Annotated in this window: 17 protein-coding genes; 7 read left to right on the top strand and 10 right to left on the bottom strand. The window is 71.7% G+C overall.

What is annotated here, in order from left to right:
* Positions 1-92 precede the first annotated feature (92 nt).
* From RKD20_RS37175 to RKD20_RS37195, 5 genes are all read right to left on the bottom strand, one after another.
* Positions 93-248, bottom strand: a complete 156-nt coding sequence (locus RKD20_RS37175; RefSeq protein WP_424881522.1) for a hypothetical protein — start codon at positions 246-248, stop codon at positions 93-95.
* Positions 249-289: 41 nt separating this feature from the next.
* A complete protein-coding gene (locus RKD20_RS37180) occupies positions 290-1,462 on the bottom strand; it encodes an FAD-dependent monooxygenase (protein WP_424881523.1) in 1,173 nt (390 codons plus the stop codon).
* A 42-nt stretch (positions 1,463-1,504) separates the two neighbouring features.
* Positions 1,505-1,684, bottom strand: a complete 180-nt coding sequence (locus RKD20_RS37185; RefSeq protein ID WP_424881524.1) for a hypothetical protein — start codon at positions 1,682-1,684, stop codon at positions 1,505-1,507.
* A gap of 127 nt (positions 1,685-1,811) precedes the next feature.
* A complete protein-coding gene (locus RKD20_RS37190; RefSeq protein ID WP_424881525.1) occupies positions 1,812-2,687 on the bottom strand; it encodes an undecaprenyl-diphosphate phosphatase in 876 nt (291 codons plus the stop codon).
* A 124-nt stretch (positions 2,688-2,811) separates the two neighbouring features.
* Complete coding sequence (locus tag RKD20_RS37195; RefSeq protein ID WP_424881526.1) at positions 2,812-3,282, bottom strand: winged helix-turn-helix transcriptional regulator; 471 nt, start codon at positions 3,280-3,282, stop codon at positions 2,812-2,814.
* Between the two features lie 105 nt (positions 3,283-3,387).
* On the opposite strand from RKD20_RS37195, the gene RKD20_RS37200 reads away from it, so the two are divergent.
* Positions 3,388-4,557 carry a thiolase family protein gene (locus tag RKD20_RS37200; RefSeq protein WP_424881527.1) on the top strand — a complete coding sequence of 390 codons (1,170 nt, stop codon included), beginning with the start codon at positions 3,388-3,390 and terminating at the stop codon, positions 4,555-4,557.
* A 28-nt stretch (positions 4,558-4,585) separates the two neighbouring features.
* Here the strand turns inward: RKD20_RS37200 and RKD20_RS37205 are convergent, their stop codons facing one another.
* Entirely contained in the window at positions 4,586-5,353 is a 768-nt protein-coding gene (locus RKD20_RS37205; RefSeq protein ID WP_381342377.1) for a TVP38/TMEM64 family protein, read from the bottom strand.
* Positions 5,354-5,681: 328 nt separating this feature from the next.
* Here RKD20_RS37205 and tuf point away from each other — a divergent pair, with 328 nt between their 5' ends.
* Positions 5,682-6,851 carry an elongation factor Tu gene (tuf, locus tag RKD20_RS37210; protein WP_424881528.1) on the top strand — a complete coding sequence of 390 codons (1,170 nt, stop codon included), beginning with the start codon at positions 5,682-5,684 and terminating at the stop codon, positions 6,849-6,851.
* A 99-nt stretch (positions 6,852-6,950) separates the two neighbouring features.
* Positions 6,951-7,796 carry a spermidine synthase gene (locus RKD20_RS37215; RefSeq protein ID WP_424881529.1) on the top strand — a complete coding sequence of 282 codons (846 nt, stop codon included), beginning with the start codon at positions 6,951-6,953 and terminating at the stop codon, positions 7,794-7,796.
* Here the strand turns inward: RKD20_RS37215 and RKD20_RS37220 are convergent.
* On the bottom strand, positions 7,758-9,056 hold the full coding sequence (locus RKD20_RS37220; protein ID WP_424881530.1) for an MFS transporter: 1,299 nt from the start codon (positions 9,054-9,056) through the stop codon (positions 7,758-7,760). The two genes, RKD20_RS37215 and RKD20_RS37220, sit on opposite strands and share 39 nt — an antisense overlap.
* A gap of 138 nt (positions 9,057-9,194) precedes the next feature.
* Between RKD20_RS37220 and RKD20_RS37225 the strand changes: the two genes are divergently transcribed.
* Positions 9,195-9,632, top strand: a complete 438-nt coding sequence (locus RKD20_RS37225) for a DUF4442 domain-containing protein (RefSeq protein WP_007380505.1) — start codon at positions 9,195-9,197, stop codon at positions 9,630-9,632.
* Positions 9,633-9,659: 27 nt separating this feature from the next.
* Here RKD20_RS37225 and galU read toward each other — a convergent pair whose 3' ends face one another.
* Entirely contained in the window at positions 9,660-10,613 is a 954-nt protein-coding gene (galU, locus tag RKD20_RS37230; protein WP_424881531.1) for a UTP--glucose-1-phosphate uridylyltransferase GalU, read from the bottom strand.
* A gap of 476 nt (positions 10,614-11,089) precedes the next feature.
* On the opposite strand from galU, the gene RKD20_RS37235 reads away from it, so the two are divergent.
* A complete protein-coding gene (locus tag RKD20_RS37235; protein WP_424881532.1) occupies positions 11,090-12,838 on the top strand; it encodes a ricin-type beta-trefoil lectin domain protein in 1,749 nt (582 codons plus the stop codon).
* 98 nt (positions 12,839-12,936) lie between these two features.
* A complete protein-coding gene (locus RKD20_RS37240) occupies positions 12,937-13,587 on the top strand; it encodes a DedA family protein (protein ID WP_424881533.1) in 651 nt (216 codons plus the stop codon).
* A gap of 3 nt (positions 13,588-13,590) precedes the next feature.
* Here the strand turns inward: RKD20_RS37240 and RKD20_RS37245 are convergent, their stop codons facing one another.
* Entirely contained in the window at positions 13,591-14,124 is a 534-nt protein-coding gene (locus tag RKD20_RS37245) for a gamma carbonic anhydrase family protein (protein WP_424881534.1), read from the bottom strand.
* A 105-nt stretch (positions 14,125-14,229) separates the two neighbouring features.
* Here RKD20_RS37245 and RKD20_RS37250 point away from each other — a divergent pair, with 105 nt between their 5' ends.
* Complete coding sequence (locus RKD20_RS37250) at positions 14,230-15,018, top strand: acyltransferase (protein WP_037903108.1); 789 nt, start codon at positions 14,230-14,232, stop codon at positions 15,016-15,018.
* Positions 15,019-15,385: 367 nt separating this feature from the next.
* Here RKD20_RS37250 and RKD20_RS37255 read toward each other — a convergent pair whose 3' ends face one another.
* Entirely contained in the window at positions 15,386-16,243 is an 858-nt protein-coding gene (locus RKD20_RS37255; protein ID WP_424881535.1) for an EamA family transporter, read from the bottom strand.
* Positions 16,244-16,267: the final 24 nt, after the last annotated feature.

Below are 16,267 nucleotides of genomic sequence, written 5' to 3' on the forward strand. Positions count from 1 at the left end.
GTCGGGCCTGGGGTCGGCGTCGTCGGCGGCGGGGGTGGAGGTCGCCTGCACGGTGGGGACGATCGGGGCGGCTGGTGAGTGGGGGCGGGCGGTCAGTCGTTGGCCAGGACGTCGAGGGGCCAGGCGGTGGAGTGCGGGCCGAATCTGTTCTCGGCCGCGAGGGCGACCATGCGGGCGTTGCGGGCGTTTGTCGCGGGGCCGTCGGGCCTGGGGTTGTCGTCGGCGGCGGGGGTGGAGGTCGCCTGCACGATGGGGACGATCGGGGCGGCTGGTGAGCGGGGGCGGGCGGTCAGTCGTTGGCCAGGACGTCGAGGGGCCAGGCGGTGGAGTGCGGGCCGAATCTGTTCTCGGCCGCGAGGGCGACCATGCGGGCGTTGCGGGCCTCGGCCTCGGGGCCGTCCGGCAGGTGGTAGTCGTCGCCCGCGCGGGTGGAGCTCGCCTGCACGGTCGTGGCCGCCGGGGCCCGTCTGCGGACGTACCGATCCAGAGCCTCGGGCACCTCGGCAGGTGCCGTGTCGGTGAGGCAGTCGCCGAGGACGGCCGCGTCCATGACGGCCTGGGCCGCACCCTGGGCCTGGAAGGGCACCATGGCGTGGGCGCTGTCCCCGAGGAGCGTGACCCGGCCGAGGTTCCAGCGCGGGAGCGGGGCACGCGTGTGGATGCCGTAGCGGAACACCTGGCCCGCGCGGTCGAGAACGCTCAGCAGCCGGGGGTCCCAGCCGGCGAAGGTGCGCAGCTGCTCACCGGGTTCCGCCCGCGCGGTCCACGACTCCTGGGCGGCCCGGTCCGTCACGAACACGGCCACCATGTTGAGGAGTTCGCCGCCGCGCAGCCAGTAGTGGACGACGTGGCGGTCCGGGCCGAGCCAGCCCGCGTACTCGGGGAGATCCAGGTCGGCGACCTCCGCGGCGGGGAGGAGGGCCCGGTAGGCGGCGGTGTGCGAGAACACCGCCTCGTCCGCGCCGAAGAGCCACCGGCGGGCGGCGGAGCGGATGCCGTCGGCGGCCACGACGAGGTCGGCGTCCAGGCGTTCGCCGCTCGCCGTGGTCACGTGGGCCGCGCTGTCGTCCTGGTCGATCCCCACGACGGCGGTGGCAAGACGCAGCGCATCGGGCGGTACGGCGGCCACCAGGGCGCGTTGGAGATCGGCCCGGTGGAGCTGGAGGTACGGCGCCCCGAACTCCTCCTCCGCCTCGCGTCCGATGACGTAACGGCAGATCTCGGAACCGTCGGACCAGGTGCGGAAGCTCATGTGGGCCGGGCGCGTGGACTGTTCGGCGACGGTGTCGAGCAGCCCCAGCCGGCGCAGTACGCGGGTGGCGTTGGGGGCGAGCTGGATGCCGGCGCCGATCTCGGTGAGCCGCCGCGACTGCTCGACGAGGGTCACGTCATGGCCCGCCCGGAGCAGGCTCAGTGTCGCGGTCAGGCCGCCGATGCCCGCGCCCACGACGATCGCTCTCATGGCATGACCTCACTTCGAGGGATGCGCCTTTTTCCTGGGAGCTCAGGCCGCCTTGATGACGTCATCGCGGATCGCGGCCGCCCATTCGACCACCAACAGCTCGTACTCCGCGCGCTCCTGTGACGACAGCGTGCCGCCGGCACGCATCCAGAGCGCCCGGATCTGCTCGTTCACCTCGGCAGCAGACCGCACGGAACCACGGGTCACGGAATCGGGGGACATGCGCACAAGCCTAGGCGCAAGCACTGACAGTCCGCTACCGGACGGCTACGCACAACGTATGTGATGGGTCACGGATTTCGGGGCGGCCGCCCGGTTGCGGGGCGGTCGGGTGCGGACCGCCGGTGACTCAGCCCGCCGACTCCGCCGCGTGGGGGCTCAGGACGCCCATCGTGACCAGGGCGATGATGACGACGCCGAGGGCGATGCGGTACCAGACGAAGGGCATGAAGCTCTTGGTCGAGATGAACTTCATGAACCAGGCGATGACCGCGTAACCGACGACGAAGGCGATCACCGTGGCGAAGATCGTGGGGCCCCAGGAGACGTGGTCGCTCTCCAGGGCGTCCTTCAACTCGAAGAGCCCGGAGGCGAGTACGGCCGGGACGGCGAGGAGGAAGGAGTAACGGGCCGCGGACTCGCGCCGGTAGCCCATGAAGAGGCCGCCGCTGATGGTGGCGCCGGAGCGGGAGACGCCGGGGACGAGGGCCATGGACTGGCACAGGCCGAAGATCAGGCCGTCCTTGACGCCGAGGTCCTCAAGTCCCTTGCGCTGCTTGGGCGCGCGATGCCGCCCGCCGGTCTCGTCGCGTGCCGCCAGCCGGTCCGCGACGCCGATGACGATACCGACGACGATCAACATCGTGGCGGTGATGCGCAGATCGCGGAACGGCCCCTCGATCTGGTCCTTGAACAGCAGCCCCAGCACGCCGATGGGGATGGACCCGACGATCACCAGCCAGCCCATCTGGGCGTCGTGGTCGCCGCGCAGCTCCTTCTTGACGAGGGAACGGCTCCACGTCGAGACGATCCGCCCGATGTCCTTGCGGAAGTAGATCAGCACGGCGGCCTCGGTGCCGATCTGGGTGATCGCGGTGAAGGCCGCCCCGGGGTCCTTCCAGCCCGAGAAGGCCGCGGTCAGGCGCAGATGGGCGCTGGAGGAGACGGGAAGGAACTCGGTCAGCCCCTGGACGAGTCCGAGGATGAGTGATTCGAACCAAGACATGAAGTTACGGCGTCCAAGTGCTGGTCGTGTGGCGGGAGTCGGGGCGCGCCGCATCACCGGGCGCGGTGATCGGGGTGCGAGGGCAGCGTAACGCCCCCCGGTGACGGCCCGGCCACAGGGGCGGTCAGGCCGCCGTCGGTCCGGTCACCGTCCAGCCGGGGGCCTGGGGGTGAGCTGTCAGGTCCTCGTGGCGGACCGTGTCCCCACAGGCGGAGCAGGTGACCACGGGCAGCAGTTCGTTGCCGCAGCCGTGCTCGACGACCATCGGCCGGCCGTCGTCGTTGCGCACGTGCCGGTCTCCCCAGGCCATGAGGGTCAGCAGCACGGGTTCCAGTTCGAGCCCTGCCTGCGTGGGCCGGTACTCGAAGCGCTGCGGCCGCTCGCTGTAGGCGCGCTTCGTGAGGATCCCGGCGTCGACAAGCCGGCGCAGCCGGGTGGCCAGGATGTCGCGCGGGGCCCCGATGTTGCGCACGAGCTGGTCGAAGCGGCTGTTGCCCAGGCAGACCTCCCGCAGCACGAGCAGGGAGTACTTCTCGCCGACGAGCGCCAGGGTGTCGGCGATGGAGCAGGGGCGCGGGTCTTTGGTGGCGGCCATGAACCCCAGTCTAAGGGAGGGTTGGATTTTCCAACTCGTCGAACTATGGTGAGTTTGGATTTCCTACTCGCTAGTAATCGCCCATCATTGATGGAGGCCCGCACCATGCGTGACGCAGTCATCGTCGAAGCCGTACGCACCCCCGTGGGCAAGGGCAAGCCGAGCGGCGCCCTCGCGCACGTGCACCCCGTCGAACTCCTCGCCCACACCCTGCGCACCCTCGTCGAGCGCTCCGGCGTCGACCCGGCGCTCATCGACGACGTCATCGGCGGCACCGTCGACCAGGTCGGCGAGCAGGCCATGAACACCACCCGCTACGCGGCCCTGTCGGCCGGGTTCCCGGAGACGGTCCCGGCGACCACCGTGGACCGCCAGTGCGGTTCCTCCCAGCAGGCCGTGCACTTCGCCGCGCAGGGCGTGATGGCGGGCGCGTACGACATCGTCGTCGCCTGCGGGGTCGAGTCGATGAGCCGCGTGCCGATGTGGTCGAACGTCCCCGAGGGCAAGGACCCCTTCGGCCCCGGGGTCGCCGCACGCTACGAGGAGGGCCTGGTCCCGCAGGGCATCAGCGCCGAACTCATCGCCGCCAAGTGGTCGATCGGCCGCGAGCAGATGGACGACTTCGCCGTCTCCTCGCACCGCAAGGCCGCGGCGGCCTGGGAGCAGGGCCTCTTCGACGCCGAGGTCGCACCCCTGGAGGGCGTCTCGCGCGACGAGTGCGTCCGCCCGGGCAGCACCCCCGAGATCCTCGCCGGCCTCAAGCCCGCCTACTACGACCCGCACTTCGCCGAACGCTTCCCCCAGATCGAGTGGAACGTCACGGCGGGCAACGCCAGCCCGATCAACGACGGCGCCTCGGCCGTCCTCATCATGTCGGGCGAGACGGCCGAACGCCTGGGCCTGCGCCCCCTGGCCCGCCTGCACAGCTTCGCCGTCACCGGCTCCGACCCGATCCTCATGCTCACCGGCGTCATCCCGGCCACCGAGCAGGTCCTGCGCAGGGCCCACCTCACCCTCGACGACATCGACCTGTTCGAGGTCAACGAGGCGTTCTCCAGCGTGGTCCTGGCCTGGCGGCAGGAGACGGGCGCGGATCCGGCCAAGGTCAACGTCCACGGGGGCGCGATCGCGATAGGCCACCCCTTGGGAGCGAGCGGCACCCGTCTGACCACGACGCTGGTGCACGCGATGCGGGAACGCGGGGCCCGTTACGCCCTCCAGACGATGTGCGAGGCGGGCGGACTGGCCAACGCGATGATTCTGGAGAGGGTGTGATCGGCGTCCTTCAGGGGCGCCGCAGACTTCAAGGGCGACGCAGATGATGCCGCTTGCGCCACGCGACCACCGCACCCGCCAACCCCGGCAGGGCGATCGCGGCCATGGCGATCAGGAACGCCGGCGAGGTCGGGGCTGAGGCCCGCGCCCCAGCGACCACGTACGCGGCGGTGTTCGGGATCGACCCGAGCGCCGTCGCGACGAGGAACGGCACATAACCCATTCGGGACACGGCGGCGCAGTAGTTGGCAGCCCAGAAGGGCACCCCGGGGAACAGCCGCGCGGCCAGCATCGAGCGGAACCCGTGCCGGCTCAACTGCCCGTCCGCCGCCTTCAGCCATCGCCCCCGCAACAGCGGACGCAGCGCCTCCTGCCCGAGCACCCGGCCCAGACCGAACGCGATCCCCGCGCCGAGCACCGTGCCCGCGAGCGCCGAGGCGAGCCCGAGTTGCGACCCGAAGAGGGCTCCGGCGGCCAGATTGAGCAGTGGCCGCGGCACGAACGCCACCGTGCACAGCCCGTACGCCACCCCGAACACGACAGCGGCCGCCACTCCGCCGAGCTGGGGCGGCCAGCCGTCCGAGAGCAGTCTCTGCGGCTCGAACAGCAGGACCGTGGACGCGGCGCCCGCGAGCAGCGCGACGAGCAGGGAGAGCCGGGACCACGGCGACAGCAGCACTCTCGTGCAGCGGGCGGTGAGACCCACCGGAGCGGGGGCGGGGAGAGCGAACTCCGTGGCGATGGCCGGGGGAGTGGCCGTGGCGGTGCCCCCAGAGCGGGTGGTGGCATCGAGCATCCTGTGACGGTAACCGACACCGAGGGGTGATCGCCGTACGGATGCCGTCGGTTGTGCGGACGGGCGACGACGGGCGGTGACAAAAAACCGTTCGACGTGGGACGACGCGTCGGACATGATCTGCGTCATGTTCCGGTACGCCTTCGCTCTCGCAGCATCCGCAGTCGCGGATGCGCCGAAGGCTGCCGTTCCCGTGTTCCTGGTCGCCGCAGACGGCGCCCGAAGCTGACCCTTCCCGGACAGTCCGGCGGACCCCGCAGGGGGAGGGTCGGCGAGTCCTCGGGGTCCCCGTTCCTCCGCGAACACGAAGAGGCTTCGAGGTACAGCCATGTCCAAAACCGCTTACGTGCGCACCAAGCCGCACCTGAACATCGGCACGATGGGTCATGTCGATCACGGCAAGACCACCCTGACCGCCGCCATCACCAAGGTGCTCTCCGAGCGCGGCAGCGGCACGTTCGTGCCGTTCGACCGCATCGACCGCGCCCCGGAGGAGGCCGCGCGCGGGATCACCATCAACATCGCGCACGTCGAGTACGAGACCGACACCCGGCACTACGCGCACGTGGACATGCCGGGCCACGCCGACTACGTCAAGAACATGGTCACCGGGGCCGCGCAGCTCGACGGGGCGATCCTCGTCGTCTCCGCGCTCGACGGGATCATGCCGCAGACCGCCGAACACGTGCTGCTCGCGCGGCAGGTGGGCGTCGACCACGTGGTGGTCGCCCTCAACAAGGCCGACGCGGCCGACGAGGAACTGGTCGAGCTCGTCGAGCTGGAGGTCCGCGAGCTGCTCACCGCGCACGGCTACGGCGGCGACGCCGTGCCCGTCGTACGGGTCTCCGGGCTGAAGGCGCTGGAGGGGGACCCGCGCTGGACGGCGTCGATCGAGGCGCTGCTCGACGCGGTGGACACCTACGTGCCCATTCCCGAGCGGTATCTGGACGCGCCGTTCCTGATGCCCGTGGAGAACGTGCTGACCATCACCGGCCGGGGGACCGTGGTGACCGGTGCGGTCGAGCGGGGCACCGTGCGGGTCGGGGACCGGGTCGACGTGCTCGGGGCCGCCCTGGAGACGGTGGTGACCGGCGTCGAGACCTTCGGCAAGCCGATGGAGGAGGCGCAGGCCGGGGACAACGTGGCGTTGCTGCTGCGCGGGGTTCCCCGGGACGCGGTACGGCGGGGCCATGTCGTGGCCGAGCCCGGCAGTGTCGTGCCCAGCCGTCGCTTCACCGCGCAGGTGTACGTGCTGTCGGCGCGGGAGGGCGGGCGTACGACACCCGTCTCCACCGGGTACCGGCCGCAGTTCTACATCCGTACGGCGGATGTCGTGGGGGATGTGGACCTGGGTGAGGTGGGGGTCGCCCGGCCCGGGGATCGCGTCGTGATGACCGTTGAACTGGGTCGGGACGTGCCGCTTGAGCCGGGGCTCGGATTCGCCATCCGTGAGGGCGGGCGGACCGTCGGGGCGGGGACCGTCACTGCCCTTGTATGAGGGCGGTTCGGTCGTGGGGGGACTGCGGGCCGGTTTGTGACTGGTCGCGCAGTTCCCCGCGCCCCCAACAGGGCGCTTTCGGCCAGGCACAATTGCAGCATGACCGAGTCGCTTCCCGTCGCCCGTGCCGTCGATCACGGGTTCGCCAAGTTGATGCCCGACGTCGATCGGGAGCGTGCCTGGCTGCTGACCGTGGACGGGGCTCCGCAGTCGTACGTCGACCTGGACGAGCCGACGCATCTGGAGTTCGAGTACACGCGGCGGCTCGGGCACGTCCTCGACGGCATCGGGGAGGCGGGGCGGGCGCTGGACGTCGTGCATCTCGGCGGGGGTGCTCTGACGCTGCCGAGGTATCTGGCCGCCACCCGGCCCGGGTCCCGGCAGGACGTCGTCGAGGCCGACCGGGCTCTGCTGGACCTGGTCGTCGAGCAGCTGCCGCTTCCGGACGGGTCCGGGATCGCGCTGCACGCGGCCGATGCGCGGGCGTGGCTGGAAAGTGCCCCTGCGGACTGTGCCGATGTGCTGGTCGCCGACGTCTTCGGCGGGTCCCGGGTCCCGGCGCACCTGACCTCCTTGGAGTACGCCCGCGAGGCCGCACGGGTGCTCCGGAGCGACGGGCTCTATCTCGCGAACCTCGCCGACGCGGCACCCTTCGCCTTTCTCCGGTCCCAACTGGCCAACTTCGCCGACTCGTTCGAGGAGCTCGTGCTGATCGCCGAGCCGGGGGTGCTGCGCGGGCGGCGGTTCGGGAACGCGGTGCTCGTCGCCGCGCGGGTGCCTCTCGACACGGCGGCCATGGCACGGCGCACGGCGGCCGACGCGTTCCCCGCCCGGGTCGAACACGGCGCCGGGCTGCGGAAGTTCATCGCTGCGGCGCGGCCGGTGCGGGACACGGAGGCCGTGGCGTCACCCGAGCCCCCCGACGGGGCGTTCGGCATCGGCTGAGCCGGTCACGGCGACCTGGGCCACCTGCTTGGTGCTCCGGCGCAGGTTGCGGACGTCCGGCACGCACAGGACGGCCGCCGTGACCGCGGCGATCAGGCCCGAGCAGCCCCACAGGGCCGCGGAGCGTCCGAACGCCGATTCCGCGGGCCCCGCCAGCGCCGCCGCGAGAGGCATGAGGGCGACCGAACCGAACCAGTCGTAGGCCGAGACGCGGGAGAGCTTGTCCTCCGGTATCTCCTGGTGCAGGGCGGTCATCCAGGAGACGCCGAACACCTCGACGGTCGCGCCGGCCACGAACATCGCCGTGCACAGCAGGGGCACCGACACCGGCACGGCCAGCGCGGCGGACGGCAACGCCATCGGGAACACACAGAGGATTCCCACGAACAGCAGCCGGTGCGGTTTCCACCGGGTCATGAGGAGAGCCCCTACGACGGTCCCGGCGCCGAAGAAGGCGAGGGCCACGCCCCAGGGGCCCGCGCCGCCCAGGTCGTCCCGGGCGACGAGCGGGCCGTAGACCGCGTCGGCGGCGCCCAGGACCGCGTTGGCCACGGAGAACTGGACGACGATGCCCCACAGCCACGGCCGGCTCGCGACCTCGCGCCAGCCGTCCCGCAGGTCGGCGAGCATGCCGGCGCCCGGTGCGCGGGCCGGGATGTGACTGACGTCGAGGAAGGCACGCAGCGAACCGGCGACCGCGAACGCGAGGGCGTCCGCCGCGAGCACCCAGCCGGGGCCTACCGCGGCGACCATCGCACCGCCGAGCGCGGCACCGCCCAGCGCCGCGCCCTGCATCGCCATCCGGAACACCGCGAAGGCCCGGCCGGCCTGTTCGCCGCTCACCGAGGACAGCAGCATGCCCTCGGCCGCCGGGCTGAAGAACGCGTGGCCGGTTCCGCCGAGGGCGGTCAGCAGCATCATCTGCCACAGCCGGGGTTCGCCGGCCAGGACGAGGACGGCGAACGCGCCCTGGGAGAGGCAGTTGAGGGTGTTGGCCGCGACCATCACCCTGTGCCGGGGCAGGCGGTCCGCCACGGCCCCGCCGATCAGCAGGAACACCACCAGCGGGAGGGTGCGCGCGGCGGCCACCAGGCCCACGTCGCCGCTGTCGCCGCCCGCCTCCAGCACGGCGAACGCGGCGGCGATCAGTGCGGCGTTGCTGCCGAGGTTGGTGATGAACGCGGCGGCGGTCAGCAGGCCGTAGTTGCGGCTCGCCCAGGCGGGCCTGCGGACGCGGGAGGTGTCGGTGGAGGGGGTCACCGGCCGACTATCGCCGCCGTGGTGCCGCCTTGCCAAACGATTTGCGGGCCAGACCGGGAGGAGACGCCGATCACTGGTGCCGGGCCTGGTCAGTGCGATCTACCCGTGGGTAACATCCTGGGTATGAGCGCAGACCAGATGTCCGTCGGTGAGATGCTCGCCGCGACCGTGCCCATGGTGCGGACCCTGAACCTCGAGTTCCTGGAGACCGGCCCGGAGAAGGTCGTGGTCGCCCTGCCCGACCAGGGCGAGTTCCACAACCACGTGGGCGGGCCGCACGCCGGGGCCATGTTCACGCTCGCCGAGTCGGCCAGCGGGGCGGTCGTCCTGGCCGCCTTCGGCGACCAGCTCTCGCGTGCGGTCCCGCTGGCCGTCAACGCCGAGATCGCCTACCGCAAGCTCGCGATGGGCCCGGTCACCGCCACGGCGACCCTGGGCCGCCCGGCCTCCGAGGTGGTCGCCCAGCTCGACGCCGGGGAGCGCCCCGAGTTCCCGGTCACGATCGAGATCCGCCGCGGCGACGGGGCGGTCACCGGCGAGATGACGGTGGTGTGGACCCTGCGCCCGAACGGCTGAGTTGGAGGGAGCGGCGGCATCCGTCCCTCAGGCCGCCCACCCCCGTCCCCGTCCGACCCCCTCCCCGCTCTCCAGCTCCGCCACGAACCCCTTGAGCCAGGTGGTGAATTCCGGGCCCAGGTCGGGGCGGGCGCAGGCCAGGCGGACCACCGTGCGGAGGTAGTCGGCCTTGTCGCCGGTGTCGTAGCGGAGGCCGTCGAAGACGACGCCGTGGACCGAGGCGTCGGTCGCGAGGGTCTGGAGGGCGTCGGTGAGCTGGATCTCGCCGCCGCGGCCCGGCTCAGTGCGTTCCAGGACGTCGAAGATGGCGGGGTCGAGGACGTAGCGGCCGATGACCGCGTAGGCGCTGGGGGCGGTTTCGGGGGAGGGCTTCTCCACGAGGCCGGTCACGCGGACCACGCCCTCCTCCCCGGTCGGCTCCACCGCCGCGCAGCCGTAGAGGTGGATCTGCTCGCGAGGCACCTCCATGAGGGCGACCACGCTGCCCGCGTGCCGCTCGCGGACGTCGAGCATCGTGCTGAGCAGGGTCTCGCTCGGGTCGATCAGGTCGTCGCCGAGGAGGACGGCGAAGGGCTGGTCGCCGACGTGGCGGCGGGCGCAGAGCACCGCGTGGCCGAGGCCGAGCGGCTCGCCCTGGCGGATGTGGTGGATGTTGGCCAGGCGTGCGGGATCGCGCACGGCGTCGAGCCGTACCGCGTCGCCCTTCGCCGCGAGGGCCTGCTCCAGCTCGAAGGCGTTGTCGAAGTGGTCCTCGATGGCACGCTTGTGGCGGCCGGTCACCATCAGTACGTCGTCGAGCCCGGCCGCGGCGGCCTCCTCGACGACGTACTGGATGGCCGGCTTGTCGACGACCGGGAGCATCTCCTTCGGCGTCGCCTTGGTCGCCGGCAGGAACCGGGTGCCGAGCCCGGCGGCCGGAACGACCGCCTTGCGGACCGTGCGGGTGGGGACGGGGGTGTCGGTCGTGTGGGGGACGATCATGCGGATCATGCTGCGGCACGGGCATGAGAGCACACCGGGAGATGCCCGAGAGTCCGCTGTGGACCCCGCTGCGGACCGGGCGGGGGCGGGAGATTTCGTGTGCCAAGCATCCGGCCGCCGTGCACAACCCGACTCCCGTGTCCCGCTTATTTCGAATACGGGTGCGGATACCGGCGGTAACTTTTCTGAACTCGCCTCTTTTTGAACATGGTTCACTCCACCTTCTTGTTTGCTGTGCGCCAATCGTGCGAAGGTGAGCGCCCTGCGACGGCCGGGTCACAATCTGACACGGCATAGGTATGCACCAATCAGGCACCTGCTTTCCGGGGAGCGCATATTCCATGCGTTCCTTCGGCTTGGAAGGAATAGGTCCCGTGCAATCCGCTTACCCCCCACGTCCCCCTTACCCGCCACGCCCCGGATCGGGTCCGGCGGAGTCCGACCGCAATCTCCTGGCCCGGCTGGGGGAGAACGGCGTGGACGGCCATGCCGTCGCCCTGCTGATGGCGCGACACTGGCAGGCGACCTACGCGTACTCCGTCATCTGCCTCGCCTCCTGGTCCGGTTCGGCCTCGATGGCGGCCGCTGCTGCTTTTCACCGCGTGCTCGGCCGGGCGGGTGACGGCGCACTGCGTCCCCAACTTCTCGTCGCGGTCAGGGAGTTCGTCAAGGAGTGGGCCGCGGACGACGAAATCGCCGGCGTACTGCCGGAACTCCGCAAGACGATCGGCGGCCGTGGTCTACGCGCGGCGAGGTCCGCCACCCCCGAAAGGCGACTGCTCGCCGAGCGCGCATTCCGGGCCCTTCCCGGGGCTTCCCAATGCCTGTTGTGGCATGTCGAGGTCGAGGCCGAACCCATATCCGTACCGGCCGGTCTGCTGGGTGTGGACACGGCCCGTGCGGCGGCCGCCGTCGAGCAGGCGCGCGAGCAATTCCGTACCGGATGTGTCCGTGCCCACCGGGAACTCGCGCCCACCAGTGAATGCCGTTTCTACAATCGTCTCCTGGATGTCCCGATTCGTCGGGGCGGGGGCCTTCTGCCCGATGTTCGCAAACATCTGACGGAATGCCGTTACTGCCGTCACGCCGCCGAACAGCTCAGCCATTTCGAGGGCGGCCTGGAGGTGCTGCTCGCCGAGACGGTGCTCGGCTGGGGCGCCCACCGCTATCTCGACTCACGGCCTGCGCGGGTGGCCGAGCGCCCGGCCCCGGTCGCGTCCCCGTCCGGTACGGCCCGCACGAAGCCCGGCGGGCGGCACCGCCCTGTCCCGGCGGGTTTCCTCGCCCAGCCGCGCAGGGGCGCCAGGGCCGTTCTCGTGGGCGCCGGTCTGACCTCCCTGGCCCTGCTCGCGACGGTGCTGGTCGCCAAGGGCTGGTCCGAGGACGGCGGGGCTCCGACCCCGGGCGCCACCTGGGGCGCGGTGAGCGGCAACACCGTACGGCCGAGCCGGTCGGAGGTCACCCAGGGCACCGGGTCCCCGTCCACCGCCTCCATGAGCCACCCCGTCGAGGTCGGCCACGGCAGGCTCCGCAGTGCCGACGCCGGTCTGTGTCTCGACACCCACGACGCCCGGACCGTGGCGGGGGCGAAGGCCGTACTGGCGGAGTGCTCCGCCGCCGGGTCCCAGCAGTGGACGTACCAGGCGGACGGACTGCTGCGCAGCGCGGCCGACCCCGGGCTCTGCCTCGACGCGGACACCGAGAGGCGGTCGGTCGTGGTCGCCGACTGCCTGACCCGCACAGGGGAGGTCCGCTACGACCTCACCGTGCGCGGCGAACTGCTGCTGCGCCGCGGGAAGGGGCTCCTGGTCGCGCCCGGAAAGGGTGACACCGTCGTCATCACCGAGCGGAACGGCTCGAAGGGACAGCGGTGGCTGCTGGAGTCCACCGGCGAGAGCGCGCCGGGACAACAGGGCACGCGGTCGCCGCAGGACACGGAACCCGGCCTGCCCTCCGGAGGGCCGGGCGAGGATCCGGTCGCACCCCATCTCGCCCCGGCCCCGCCTTCCGGTCCCGACGCCTCCCGCGAACCGAGTTCCGGTCAGCCCTCGGACCAGCACGGAACCCCACCCGGGCAGTACCGGACCCGGGTTGCCCAGGTCGACCACAGCGACGCCGGACCGGCGGTGGGCGCGGTCGTGGGCACCGTGAGATCGGTGACGGCGCCCGGTATTTCGACGCCGGCCGCACTCCTCGCCGGTGCGGTGCGGGGCATCGGCGGGTGACCCCGCGCACCGGACACCGGTTCTCGTGAACCGGTAGGCTGCCTCGGCGTGCGTCTGTAGTGGCGCGCGCCGGGAACGCGACTCAGGAGGAACCGGCGTTGCACGTCCAGGAATGGCTCGACACCGTGCCCCCGGCCGCTGTCTACGCCCTGGTGGGCCTGGTCATCGGCCTGGAAAGCCTGGGCATTCCGCTGCCCGGCGAGATCATCCTGGTCTCCGCCGCGCTGCTGTCCTCGCAGCACGCGGGGGTCAACCCCGTGGTGCTCGGCGCATGCGCCAGCGTCGGGGCGGTCGTCGGTGACTCCATCGGCTACGCGATCGGACGCAAGGGCGGCCGGCCGTTGCTCACCTGGCTGGGCGACAAGTTCCCGAGACACTTCAGCGAGGGCCATGTCGCCACGGCGGAGCGGTCCTTCGAGAAGTGGGGCATGTGGGCGGTGTTTTTCGGCCGCTTCGTCGCACTGCTGAGGATCTTCGCCGGGCCGCTCGCCGGTGTGCTGCGGATGCCGTACTGGAAGTTCCTGATCGCCAACGTCCTGGGCGGGATCATCTGGGCGGGCGGCACGACGGCGGTCATCTACTACGTCGGAATCGTCGCGGAGTCCTGGCTGAAGCGGTTCTCGTGGCTCGGGCTGGTGCTGGCCGTGCTGATCGGGCTCACCTCGATGCTCGTGCTGAAGCGCAAGGCGAAGAAGGCGACGGCCCAGCCGCAGGCGGCCGAACCGGAGCCCGTCCCGGCCGCCGAGTGACCCTCACGGTGCCTCGTGCACCTCGTGGTGGGCCTTGGCCAGGTCCGCGTAGAGCGTTCCGTTCAGGGTGACCCCCTGTCGCTCCTCCTCCGTCAGCTCCCGTCGCACCTTCGCCGGTACGCCCGCCACCAGGGAACCCGGCGGGACCTGCATGCCCTGCGGGACCAGTGCCTGTGCCGCGACCAGCGAACCGGCGCCGATCACCGCGCCGTTGAGGACCGTCGCGCCCATGCCGATCAGGCAGTCGTCCTCGACCGTCGCGCCGTGGACTACGGCGTTGTGCCCCACGGAGACCCGCTCGCCGATCGTCACCGGGAAGCCGGGGTCGGCGTGCAGCGTGCAGTTGTCCTGGATGTTGCTCTGGGCGCCGACTGAGATGCGTTCTACGTCGCCGCGGGCCACCGCGCCGTACCAGAGACTGGCCCCCGCCTGAAGCGTCACGTCCCCGATCACCGAGGCGGTGGGCGCCACGAAGGCCTCCCCGTCGATCCTCGGTTCCCTTCCGCCGATGCCCGTGATCAACGCCTTGTGCGCCATTTCGCCTCCTGGTTCGCGATATCCCGAACCGTACGCCACCCGGTGGGGCGAAGATCACAAGCCCTCGGACTCATGCGGACGGCGTGTGCTCAGTACCGTGAGCTCGTGCCGAAGAACAAGAACGCGTTCTCATCCTGGCGGGGCCGCCTCGTCCAGCGTGCCGTCCACGCGGGCTGGGCCTGGGTGCAGCGCACGGGCTCGGTCACGGCCGAGCGCCCGGGGCGCTTCCGCTTCGGCGCGCTGGGTGCGCACAGCCGCCTGGCCTTTCCGCTGGGCACGGTGTTCGGTGAGCCGTGGATCCATGTCGGCTCCCACTGCATCGTCGGCGAGCAGGTCACCCTGACCGCCGGTCTGATGCCCGACCTGGACCTCGGCCCGGAGCCGATCCTGCGCATCGGCGACGGAGTCGTGCTGGGGCGCGGCAGCCACGTCATCGCCGACACCACGGTCACCATCGGCAGCGACTGCTACTTCGGGCCGTACGTCTATGTCACGTCCACCAATCACTCCTACGACGATCCCCACGAGCCCATCGGCAAGCAGTGGCCGCGGATGGAGCCTGTGGAGATCGGGCCGGGGTGCTGGATCGGGACCGGGGCGGTGATTCTGCCGGGGGCGCGGATCGGCCGGAACGTCGTGGTCGCCGCCGGTGCCGTGGTCCGGGGTGTGGTGCCGGACCACGCCGTGGTGGCGGGGGCGCCCGCCCGGGTCGTACGCCGATGGACCGCTGAGGACGGCTGGCAGCCACCGCTCAGGACCCCGGCACCGGTCCCGATCCCGGAGGGCGCCACGGCGGAACAGCTCAACGCGCTGGCCGGCCTGGACGAGGAGACAGCGGCGAGACTCGCCGAACTGGACGAGGACGCGGCGACAAGACTTGCGGGACTGGACTGAGGAGCGCCGGGCGCCGAGGGCGGGTGTGTACCGGGTCGGGGAAGTGCGGAGGGGGACTCGGCTGGGCCAGCGGCGTGACCGGGCCGGTTCGTTGAGAGGTGCGTGGTGTGGGCTGGGCTCAGGGGTGGGGGCGGTGCCTGGCGAGCCGACTCGGCCGAGGGGCTGGGCAGTTCGGCGCAAGGTGGGTCGAGCCCTCGGTGATCCGCCTGGACGGGGTCGCGAAGGCGGCCGGCCGAGCTGACCTGGCCTCGGCGCTTCCGCCGCCCTCGGCCCAGTCGGCCGGGCCCGCCCCGCAACGAAGCGCCACTGCCCCCTCGGCCCACGCGGACCGACATGCACCCTGGTCCCTGAACTGAACCGTGTGCAGTCAGCCCGTAGCGAGGAGCAGGGTGCCGACCAGGGCCAGGCCCGCGCCCGCTGCCTGGAGGGTCCGGAGGTGTTCGCTGAGGAAGCCGCGGGCGGCCAGGGCCGTGACCACCGGGTAGAGCGAGGCGAGGACGGCGGCCACGGTGACCGGGCCGTGCTGGGCGGCCACCGAGTACGTGCCGTTCGCCGCCACGTCCGCGAGGCCGACGAAGGCGAGCGCGGGGAGGGACGGCCAGGGGAAGCCGGTGGCCGGGAGGGCCGGGGCGCCCCGCTTCACCGAGACGTACAGAGCGGCGCCCCCCACCGCCACGTTGACCAGGCGCTGCACGAACAGGGCGAGGAACAGGCCGGTGACCGTCGTGGACGCCTCCGCGATCAGGACGAACACCGTGCCGAAGCCGAGAGCCGCGATCAGGGTGAGGACGATCGCCTGACGCTGCACCGGGGCCCCGCGCACCTGGGGACCGCCCGCCAGGACCACTCCGACGACGGCCACCGCGATCCCCGCGGCCTGCACCGCCCCGGGACGCTCGCCGAGGCAGAGACCGACGCCCACCGGGACCGCCACGCTCAGCGTGCCCAGCGGGGAGACGACTCCCATCGGGCCCAGCGCGAGCGCCTTGTAGAAGCAGATCAGGGCGACCGGTCCGGCCAGCCCCGCGGCGAACGCGAACCACAGCCGGGGCCCCGCCTCGCTCCAGCCCCCGGTCGCCGCCACGATCGCGCCGAGTACGGCCGCCGCGATCCCCTGCGACACGACCACCACGGTGAGCGCCGGGAGCCGTCGGGTCAGCACCCCGCCGCCGAAGTCGGCCAGCCCCCACAACAGGCTGGTGGCCAGGGCGAAGAATGCTGTCATGGGTCGCCTCGCAGTACAGTTCGG

Source organism: Streptomyces sp. SLBN-8D4 (genome assembly GCF_049739545.1).
Classification (GTDB): Bacteria; Actinomycetota; Actinomycetes; order Streptomycetales; family Streptomycetaceae; genus Streptomyces; species Streptomyces canus_C.

Coding starts and splice junctions, on each gene's coding strand:
- RKD20_RS37180 (WP_424881523.1), bottom strand. CDS start 1,462: ATGAGAGCGATCGTCGTGGGCGCGGGCATCGGCGGCCTGACCGCGACA.
- RKD20_RS37185 (WP_424881524.1), bottom strand. CDS start 1,684: ATGTCCCCCGATTCCGTGACCCGTGGTTCCGTGCGGTCTGCTGCCGAG.
- RKD20_RS37190 (WP_424881525.1), bottom strand. CDS start 2,687: ATGTCTTGGTTCGAATCACTCATCCTCGGACTCGTCCAGGGGCTGACC.
- RKD20_RS37195 (WP_424881526.1), bottom strand. CDS start 3,282: ATGGCCGCCACCAAAGACCCGCGCCCCTGCTCCATCGCCGACACCCTG.
- RKD20_RS37200 (WP_424881527.1), top strand. CDS start 3,388: ATGCGTGACGCAGTCATCGTCGAAGCCGTACGCACCCCCGTGGGCAAG.
- RKD20_RS37205 (WP_381342377.1), bottom strand. CDS start 5,353: ATGCTCGATGCCACCACCCGCTCTGGGGGCACCGCCACGGCCACTCCC.
- tuf (WP_424881528.1), top strand. CDS start 5,682: ATGTCCAAAACCGCTTACGTGCGCACCAAGCCGCACCTGAACATCGGC.
- RKD20_RS37215 (WP_424881529.1), top strand. CDS start 6,951: ATGACCGAGTCGCTTCCCGTCGCCCGTGCCGTCGATCACGGGTTCGCC.
- RKD20_RS37225 (WP_007380505.1), top strand. CDS start 9,195: ATGTCCGTCGGTGAGATGCTCGCCGCGACCGTGCCCATGGTGCGGACC.
- galU (WP_424881531.1), bottom strand. CDS start 10,613: ATGATCGTCCCCCACACGACCGACACCCCCGTCCCCACCCGCACGGTC.
- RKD20_RS37245 (WP_424881534.1), bottom strand. CDS start 14,124: ATGGCGCACAAGGCGTTGATCACGGGCATCGGCGGAAGGGAACCGAGG.
- RKD20_RS37255 (WP_424881535.1), bottom strand. CDS start 16,243: ATGACAGCATTCTTCGCCCTGGCCACCAGCCTGTTGTGGGGGCTGGCC.